This is a genomic window from Bdellovibrionota bacterium (assembly GCA_035292885.1).
GTDB lineage: Bacteria > Bdellovibrionota_G > JALEGL01 > JALEGL01 > DATDPG01 > DATDPG01.
This window is the reverse complement of sequence record DATDPG010000139.1, coordinates 1-9,400: the sequence shown is the minus strand read 5'-3', so window position 1 is coordinate 9,400 and position 9,400 is coordinate 1. Positions and strand designations below refer to the sequence as shown.

The 9,400-nt window shown below is 52.2% G+C and carries 9 protein-coding genes; all 9 read right to left on the bottom strand.

Annotated features, from left to right (window positions below; translation table 11 throughout):
* Positions 1 to 647: 647 nt before the first annotated feature.
* Positions 648 to 1,199 (bottom strand): hypothetical protein, encoded by a 552-nt coding sequence (locus VI895_10515; protein ID HLG20230.1) that lies wholly within the window; start codon positions 1,197 to 1,199, stop codon positions 648 to 650.
* Positions 1,196 to 1,921, bottom strand: coding sequence for a TIGR04255 family protein (locus VI895_10510; protein ID HLG20229.1), 726 nt, complete (start codon positions 1,919 to 1,921; stop codon positions 1,196 to 1,198). The genes VI895_10515 and VI895_10510 overlap by 4 nt, the downstream gene beginning before the upstream one ends.
* A gap of 187 nt (positions 1,922 to 2,108) precedes the next feature.
* Positions 2,109 to 2,693, bottom strand: coding sequence for a hypothetical protein (locus VI895_10505; protein ID HLG20228.1), 585 nt, complete (start codon positions 2,691 to 2,693; stop codon positions 2,109 to 2,111).
* Positions 2,690 to 3,961: an adenosylmethionine--8-amino-7-oxononanoate transaminase gene (gene bioA, locus VI895_10500; protein HLG20227.1), complete on the bottom strand. Its 1,272-nt coding sequence runs from the start codon at positions 3,959 to 3,961 to the stop codon at positions 2,690 to 2,692. The genes VI895_10505 and bioA overlap by 4 nt, the downstream gene beginning before the upstream one ends.
* Complete coding sequence (bioD, locus tag VI895_10495) at positions 3,958 to 4,626, bottom strand: dethiobiotin synthase (GenBank protein ID HLG20226.1); 669 nt, start codon at positions 4,624 to 4,626, stop codon at positions 3,958 to 3,960. The genes bioA and bioD overlap by 4 nt, the downstream gene beginning before the upstream one ends.
* Positions 4,623 to 5,780 (bottom strand): 8-amino-7-oxononanoate synthase, encoded by a 1,158-nt coding sequence (locus VI895_10490; GenBank protein HLG20225.1) that lies wholly within the window; start codon positions 5,778 to 5,780, stop codon positions 4,623 to 4,625. Before VI895_10490 ends, bioD begins: the two co-directional genes overlap by 4 nt.
* Positions 5,781 to 5,784: 4 nt before the next feature.
* Entirely contained in the window at positions 5,785 to 6,708 is a 924-nt protein-coding gene (bioB, locus tag VI895_10485; GenBank protein HLG20224.1) for a biotin synthase BioB, read from the bottom strand.
* Between the two features lie 401 nt (positions 6,709 to 7,109).
* Positions 7,110 to 9,128 (bottom strand): hypothetical protein, encoded by a 2,019-nt coding sequence (locus VI895_10480; protein HLG20223.1) that lies wholly within the window; start codon positions 9,126 to 9,128, stop codon positions 7,110 to 7,112.
* A gap of 22 nt (positions 9,129 to 9,150) precedes the next feature.
* Positions 9,151 to 9,400 (bottom strand): hypothetical protein (locus VI895_10475; protein ID HLG20222.1); only part of this gene is annotated, 250 nt, incomplete at its 5' end.

Sequence of the window (9,400 nt, the reverse complement as noted above, 5' to 3'; positions counted from 1 at the left end):
CTGACACGGCCCTTGCAGTTCGCCCAGCCATTTTGAAATTCATCGCCAAATCGTTTCGCCTTGCCTTTGACGAGCAACCTCGTGCCAGGCAAAGCCTGTCACTTCGGTTGCACCGGCCTTCGGCCCGAGGGGAGCGGGACCGGTTTTTACAATAAACGCGAGGGCTCCGCGGGGGTGCGGGGGAGCGGAGCCTGAGCCTCCCATCAAAGGAAGATGCGTGACATTCGCTCTGGACGTTTAGTCAATTATTGTCATCCTTCAGAAGCAGCCGCGCCATGCGAGCTAACTCGGTTTTCTTTTGTAGTTGGTCCGCCTCGTCATCGCTCCAGCCAAGAATGTTCGCGTGTCTAGGATGATTCGATGTTTCGGGAACAACGGTTAAGCCTGTTGTTTCGACATCGTTAGCCTTAAGATCCGCCCGACCGTGAAGGGTTAGGCCAGGTCGTAACTGCGCAAGTGGCCAAATCTGATGCTCCGTTAGGCCGGAAGTTCTATAGACGGATGTCTCCAAGTCGCCCGAACGAAGAGACCGCTGAGGTGTGAATGCTCCTGAGCGAACGCGGAGGGTGCTACGATTAAATAGTTTAGAAGAAAAGAGCCAACGGCTTAATACCTCGGTCGACTGTACCGAATCTGGTTCAAGTGAATCAACGTCTGGCAAAGTATCGATCGAGAATCCTGAGTAAAGCAGGTGATATTGTAAACAAGAACGGTTCAGTTCCGTAGAACTTTGAACTAGAACCCAAAACAGCAGCATAAACCAGGTCATGTTTCGGTGAAAAGTTGATTACAAGGATATCCGAAGCATCATTTCGCCATTCAAGCGTGATCTGACCATTCGGGTCCGGCGCTACCTCAGGCATACGGACATGAGAAGGTAGCCGTTCCAAAAACCTTCGAGCCAGACCCATAGATACGGTATCGATTGAAAGAGCATTGTATCCGTCCCAGCCGGGTTCAGAGCAGTCTTCAAAAATTTCATCAAGTTCGTTGACAGCGCGTTGGTACTCCATCCTGGACATCGGGAACAGTATGGAATTGCCGATAACGAGGATCTCTTGATTAATCAGCGATGCAGCCTGACTAACAGCGTTACTTGGGTTTGATGCGTAAGTTCTCTCAGAAATGACCGACTCCCACCGTGGGTGACCCCCGGTTGTCGCGATTCGGTAATCAGAAGTATTTTGGAGGAAAGTCATTTTAAGAGTCGTTCCGTCTTCTTACTTATAATTGCGAAGAATATCCTATTCTTCACTAACCTGAACTCATTTATTGTAGCCCATGGATCTTCTTCCCTCAACCCCGGTTCTGGGAAGACCCGGAAGGTATCAATATCGATGAGGTAAGAGGGCTTAACGGGGTCGCCAGTAGGAAATGCTTGGACAACAGCGGCCCTAATATCGTTATCGAATGGAAGTTCAACGCGCGTGAATAACTGTCTTACCGTTTTCGGTAGATCTTTTGGAATGGATAAGAGCGGATGGAAATACTCCGTTAATTTCGTACCGGGCGGAGGAAGCTCGAGTATGTTAATGTTTCTCACGCCGAGCCTAGAGATCCGCGCTTCGGGAAGCGTCTTTTTATATTTGTCCCAAAGCTCTTTCGCCTTCTGTACGAAAGATCCCCAATCAGAATATGGCTTCAAAAGACTGTATGCAAAACCATCGCGACGGAATTGGACTACTTCATTTCCCGATGCGGACCTGCAGAGAATCCCAACACGTTCCGATTTTCCGCCAATGTCGTGCACACCTTGCTCGGCATGTATAGACATGGACGCCTCCACACGTGCCAAGGGTTCCTTTATTGGAAAGGCCTCCTTGGTCTGCTCGTGCAGGGCTTCAAGAGAACTCAAGACATCTGGCCCAAACGGCTTAATCTGAAAATCTATGACGGCTTCTTGAATCGGAGCTTTAGACAAACTAGGAAATCGAAATTTCGATCGCTTTTTATCAGAAGTTTTCTTTGTGGCAGGCTGCGGCATTTTTGACTTGCCTTAGTGTATCGCAATATCGCCAGTTATTAAGTCATTTAGAAGAACGCAACAACCGCATATATTTGGTGGCATTTCGACAGAATTTGCCCCAAGGCGCTCTGTCCCCTGACCCTTAATGTATTTCATTTGCCGCCGATCGAAGAAATATTTCAAACGCCGATTGTTCGCGCTTCCGAAGCTTCCCAAGCAGGTACTCATAGCCAAGTTGATCCGCGGACAGCCAGGAATACATCTTTTTCAAATGGCCCTCTTCCTCCCGGACGATCGCCGCTAAGATCCCGCCATAACCGCAACGGGCTAGGACTGTTTCATATTCCGAATAAAACGATTTCGCTCGTTCCTCAACAACGAGGGTCGTCAGAAGATAATTCTTCCAATGCTGTTCGCCACCAATCTCTTGTTCCACGGCGTGGTCGATGGCCTGAATGTAGGCCTCGGCTTCTTGTCCCGCTAAAAGATGTTCGGGCCGATAGGAAGTAACGAGCCCGTCACTCATTCGAAGAGCAAGGCGCTTGAGTACCTGAGCATGTCGGATCTCCTCTGCCACATGAGATAGAAGCTCGAACGAAAAGTTGTCCGCGTGTTGGCTTTTGAGAATCTTTCGCGCTCCGATGTACTCCACAAAGCTCAGACTGTTCACAAAACGAGCATGGGCCTCCGAATGCGCTACTAATTTTTCAAAGAACTCGTTTGTCATGCCAGCTCCAATCGATCGATCACCTTTGCCATCACCGCGTAAATTCGTTTCATTTCTTCGTCGGTCACGCAATACGGAGGAACGGCGTATAAGACGTTACCAAGCGCCCGCAACAACACACCTTCCTCGATCGCCATCGGAAACACTTTTCTCCCGATCGGAGCGAAATAGCCTTCTTTCGTTCGAAGGCTTACGGCCCCGATGGTTCCAATGGAGCGGGCCAACACAACGGCCGGATGAGAGGAGAGTTTTTCAATTTCTTCTCGCGTAAGAGCAGCGATGCGTTGAATCCGGTCTTGGCAGGCCGTCTCATGCAAAAGATTCCAAGACGCAAGCGCTGCCGCACACCCGAGAGGATTTGCAGTGTACGAATGCCCATGAAGAAACGCCTCGCTCAATTCATCCGACACAAATGCGGAAAACATTTCCTCTGTGCACAGCGTGGCAGCAAAAGGAAGAAATCCACCGCTCAGACCCTTGGATAGGCAAATAATATCCGGCGCGATTCGGGCATGTTCGAAAGCAAATGCGGTTCCTGTCCGATAAAAACCGGTGAACACTTCGTCGCAAATCAAGAAAATCCCATGTTTTGAACAGAGATTTCTTACTTCACGAAGAAATTCGGCGGAATAGATCCGCATCCCTTCAGCTCCCTGAATCATCGGTTCCAGAATGAATGCGGCGTAATTATCTGAGTCTTCCTGAACGGCAATTTTCAACCCTTCAAAATCATCCGGCTCGACGAAATCAACATGGGGGAAGAAATTTTTAAAATCAGAGTGGAATCCGTTCGGGTCGCTCACCATCATCGCCCCAAACGTATCGCCATGGTAACCGTGACGAAGAGCGAGGAAGCGTTGCCGTTTTTGATCTCCGCGTTTTCGGTGAAATTGATAGGCCATTTTAAGAGCTGTTTCGACCGCCGTGGAGCCATTGTCCGAATAGAAGACACGCGCTAACTGCGTTCCCCTCTCCCGCATCGTCATAATCAACGTTTCAGCCAGACGAACGGCTGGCTCATGCGTGAACCCGGCGAAGATTACCTGCTCCAACTGTCGCGCTTGTTTCGCAATCGCCTCCGCAATTTTAGGATGGGCATGGCCGTGCAAAGTGACCCACCAAGACGAGACCGCATCCAAAATCTTGCGGCCATCTTCGAGCGTAAGGTACGCACCGGACGCGGAGGAAACCTTGAGCGTTGGCGTCTGCCAACCGTGTTGTGAGTATGGGTGCCAAAGATACTGACGATCTCGAAGCTCCGTCGTCATTGAGAAGCCTCGAAGAAGAGTTGATCAAGCAAGGAAGAAGGAAAACAGCGCCGCGAGTTTTCCTCGATCGAAGAAGTTGTGATCGAATCCAGCCAGGGAACTTCAGCGACCACCGGAACCGTCGTAAACTGCTCAATCGTCTCCCGAAGTCCGGGATCCTTCCTGCCCAAAAGGACAATGCCTCGAACTGGAATATGTCGAGACTTAGCCGTTTCAAGTGTGAGCAGCGTGTGATTGATCGTTCCCAACTGGGTGGTCGCAACCACGATGATTGGTACCTGTAGGACTTCGATCAGTTCGCAGACGGTTTCACGGCGCGTGATGGGCACGAGAATTCCTCCAACCCCTTCGATGATCCAGTCACCGTGAGGCAGGGATTGCCAACATTGAGCGATGGCATCCAGATGAATTTTCTTCCCTTCGTTTTCTGCTGCCCGCAATGGAGCAGCCGGAAGTACAAATTTGTAAAGAGGCTCCCGAACTTCATCCGCGGAAATCTTACTGAGATCCACCACTTTAGCTGTGTCGTCATCAGACCCTGTCTGCACCGGCTTGAAATATCGAGCGCGCCTACCCGCTTGCTTTAGAGCGGAAATCAAAAGAGCGCTGATGATGGTTTTTCCAACGCCTGTCCCGGTCCCAGTAATGAAGAGACCTTGCTTCACGAAGAGAGCTCCAATGCCGACGCGAGTGAGTTCCTAAGCGCTTGAAGTTTATCGTCACCAACGGCCCAAGGAAGTGTTATGCGAATTCGAGCTCTTCCGGCTGGCACGGTCGGTGGACGGATCGCCCGGACGTCAAATCCAGCCTTTTGCAAGTGATTCGCCACAGAAAGTGCCCGTTCGTTGCTGCCCAGAATGACGGGAAAAATCGGACCTTCAGCGCCACAAGTTTCTATACCGGTTCTTTTGGCCAACTCTTTGAGCATCTCCTTGAATTGCAGGCAGGTTGTCCGAAGGTGTGTTGCTCGTTTGGGGCCCACTTCGTTCCAATATTGAAGGCTTAACAAGAGTGCGAGTGGTAGCGCGGGCATCGGGGCAGTGGAAAAAATGAACGATCGTCCAAAATTCACGATGTAGTCTTTTAAGCGTTGATCTCCGGCAACCCATCCGCCTGCCACTCCTAGTGCCTTTCCTCCGGTATGGATCGATGCAAAAACGTCCTTCGTAACTCCCAAGGCCTCACACAGCCCACCTCCACGTTTTCCATCCATTGACCCGAATATGGCCGTCGCGTGGGCTTCATCGACGATCAAAAGTGAATCGTAATTTTTCGCTGTCTCCGCCAGTTCAGTCAGAGGTGCAATATCGCCTTCCATACTGAAGAGCGATTCGGTGACGATGACCTTGAGACCTTTGCAATCAGCCTGTTCTTCAAGCGATTTAGTCAGGTGATAAACATTGCGATGTGGATAAACCACCTTTGCCGCTCGACTCAGCCGAATTCCATCGATGATCGAAGCGTGATTTAGCTCATCCGAAAAAACAACGTCGTCCGGCCCAAGAAGAGCCGAGAGCAGACCGACATTGGCCTGATATCCGGAGGAGAACAGCAGTGCGGTTTCTCTCCCTACAAATTTCGCCAGTTCTGCTTCCGCTTTCTCATGAATTTCCAGGTTTCCGCGAAGGAGGCGTGAGCCGGAGGAACCAAGATAGAAATCACCAGTGGCGGAAGCAAATCGACGTACAAGTTCCGGATCTTGCGCAAACCCAAGATAATCGTTGGAGGCAAAATCAACCCCTTTCCGATGTGAAAGTGTCCGGAACTGTGTCTGTTCCTCTAGAGTCCGAAGTCGCTTATCCAACAGAGACGGGAACATCTTGCTATCCAGCGGTAGCTACGTTGAAGCTCGACAACATTCGAAGATCTGTTTGCGGCTCAGGATTGGGGCGGGTCAACAACTTTTCACCCAAAAAAATGGAATTCGCTCCAGCAAAGAACGCGAGCGCTTGAGCCTCCTCACTCAAGCCGACACGACCGGCCGCTAATCGCACACGCGCTTTCGGCATTAGAATTCGCGCCACAGCGATCATCCGTACCCATTCGAGGGGTGAAAGAGGCTCTGAGTTAGCGAGCGGCGTCCCTTCGGCGTGAACGAGCAAATTGATCGGAACCGATTCCGGTTGGGGATCGAAGGCAGCAAGCTCCGCGAGCAACGCGCACCGATCTTGGGCGCTCTCCCCCATTCCGATGATGCCACCGCAACACACGGTGATGCCCGCTTCACGCACGGCTTTCAGCGTTCTAAGGCGATCATCATACGTGCGCGTGGTGATGATCTTTGCGTAATAGTCTCGGCTCGTATCGAGGTTGTGGTTGTAAGCATAGAGGCCCGCCTCCTTGAGGCGCTGGGCCTGCGATTCATTTAGCATCCCAAGCGTCACGCACGTTTCCAAACCTTGTTCCGCCACTCCGCGGACCATTTCGAGGACTCGGTCAAATTCGGGGCCGTCTTGAACCTCTCGCCATGCAGCGCCCATACAGAAACGCTGGGCGCCATTCTGTTTCGCCGTGCGAGCAGCTTGGACGACCTTTTCCAGAGGTAAAAGGGATTCACGCTCCAAGTCGGTATCGTAATGGGCTGATTGTGGGCAGTAGCCACAATCTTCGGGACATCCCCCCGTCTTTATCGAGAGAAGCGTGCAACGTTGGATGTCGTTGGGATCGTGGTGGGTGCGATGAACAGAGTGTGCCTCAAATAAGAGATCGAAAAACGGCTTCTCGTAAAGACTCTGTGCCCGCCTCAACTCCTTTTCCTGCACTGACATTGCGCAGTGGTTTACCACACATCAATACGATTGTCGGCTCGGGAAACCTTTAGCCCCCGCTACAATAAACCCTGAGCCAATTTGCTCTTGTTGGCCCCGCCCCCCTCGGGCTGAAGGCCGGTGCAACTTTGAGTGACAGGCAAAGCCTGACACGAGGTTGCGCGTCAAAGGCAAAGAGTCGCGAGCCGGCAACGAAATTCAAACGAGCAGGGCGAACTGCAAGGGCCGTGTCAGCGGGTGTATCGCTGGCGCGGCCCTTGCGGTCAAAATCCATCCGGATTCTCATTGAAAAATGTTCGAACTTTGGCCAGTTTGGACCACCAATTTTCGATTGGACCCTTTCGGGCCAAGATGGACCAAGGTTAATTCGAACAGAATGACTATCGATGGGGTCGTTCGCGGAAACTCGGACTACCGGGCTCCGGGAAATTTACAGTCACATCGAGAGTCTTTAGGTCATACGGCGGAGGGCTTCCTTGAATGTTAGGATTGTACGCCATCACGGTAATACTCGCGGGACTGACCAGGTCTACGGGGGGCGTGTATTCGATGAGGCCGGTTCCATCTTCGTAATCGAACAGTTCAGCCCCAATCGGAAGAACATTCACAAAAAAGACGATTGGGTCACCATCCGCGTCGGTAGCCGAAATCGGAATGGAGACCTTTTGCCCGGGATCGGTGACGGCGGTTTCGGGCAGCGTGAGAACGGGAGGGGTGTTAACAAATACGGTCAGAGGGACGACCTCCGTATTCATCCCACCATCGCTCGCGGTTAGAGTACCCGTATAGGCCCCCGTCGGCTGTCCCAGCGGAATATCAGCAGAAATGTTGGTCGTCGCGTAGACTTCGGAAGCGGTCAAATCGAGGAATCCGGGGAGAAAGCTAATTTGCGCAGCAGGAATCACGTTTGCACCTGATGTCAAATCTGAGGCAAAGAATGAGACTCCGAGAACATCTTCTGTGGACGAAAGTTCCGCTGCCCCTTCCGCAATTGTTCCCGCCACCCCGACCGGAGTTCCTATAACGCTCAAGATAAGATCGGCGATCAAAGGTTCAAAGGAAACCTTCGACCGATCTTTGAGTGATTGATTCTTGAGGGATTGGAATGCCGCCGCGCAGGTATTATTACCTATATAATCGTCCCGGTTCGGCCCGACACCTTTTGTCCCCGTCGGACCCGTACTGCCGTCCAACTCCCGGGCATTGTGTTTGCTCAACGCGAAATCATTACGAACCGTAAGATCAACCGACCCCGCACCGGCAATCTGAACAGCAAATCTGATGGTGTGATCGTCAAACCACTCTGCTGAGGCAATTGTAGAACCACAGCCTCCATTGGTCCTGATAACCTGAGAGGGAATCTTCGTCATATCCATCACCGTGTCGAAAACGACCTCCCCGCTGCGTCCCGGCGGATGGAGTACTAGTCCTTCGGGACGAAAGCCATACGTCCCGTTCTTGCAACCGCCCAGCATGTCGGCGCCAGTAAAACTTACAGCCGGGGCGACGGTCGTGTTGCCGGGGCCGTCGTGGTAGAAACCGTAGGTCGCGAACCCCCCCGCGCCGAAGGCCGTACACTTTCCATTGGACCGATTATTGCTGTTATGGTCGCCCATCGACCGAGCGTGGCCCTCCAACAGCCTCCCACTGAGCCTCCGAAAAATCTTCGTGGCGTCCTTATGGGTCTGGCTCGTCAGCACTTCGCCCGTGTACCCGAGATACTCCACGGCAGCGGTCTTAAACGCGGGGAGCGTCTTCCACGAATGGCATGCTCCGTTAAAGATGATCGTGTGATCTTTCGGGTGGTAAAGTTTTTTAATCCCCTGGATCGTAAGCGCAATCGCATAGTTGGTATTTTCTGTCCTCGTACCATTTCCCGTGACGGTTTTACGCTGAGCTGCAACGGCCATCACATCCACTTTTTTCGGATCTTTGCCGCACGTGAGCTTTATACCGCCCGGCGGATTGGGATCGTCGCCGCAGATCTGTTTGTATCGCGCCTCATACGCAGCCTTTTCGGTAAGAGGATAACATTCGATTTGAAGGTGATTCCCTCCTCCATGAGTGTCGATTTCTAAAATTCCCGCTGAACTCAATCCGGCGAAAGTATTCAGATTAGCCGGTAGGGTCCCGATCGGGTGAGGTTCGACCGTGTTCGTGTATTCGGTGTAGGTGTAGTTTTGCTCTGATGCCAGTAACCACAATGGCCCCCATGAATCCCCGAGTTGCCACTGACACGGCTGGAAAAGTACGGCGCCCGCGGATCGAGGCGTCTCGTTCGTTGCGCCTTGAGCGTCGAAAATTCTGGCGCCCACTGAGAGGATGAAGATGAAGAGCGTCCCTTTGTAACGCGCCAAAGCGTTGCTGGATACCACCTCGATTGAGGAACTGTCAATCATGAGAGGGCACCTTCAGCCCCCGCTATGTTAAATCCCGAGCCATCGGCCTTGGTTGGTCCCGCTCCCCTCGGGTCGAAGGCCGGTGCAATCTTGAGTGACAGGCGAAGCCTGGCACGAGGTTGCTCGTCAAATGCGTATTCCGTTCAAATCGGCCGGTGATTCCGGGCCAAGCCGGCCAGTGATTCCGGAGCATGCCGGCCGGGGGTAGTCGGAGCGCAGCGACGCTGGTTTTTTTCTTCTTTACTTCAACATGTTGGTAGCCAGTTGTCCAC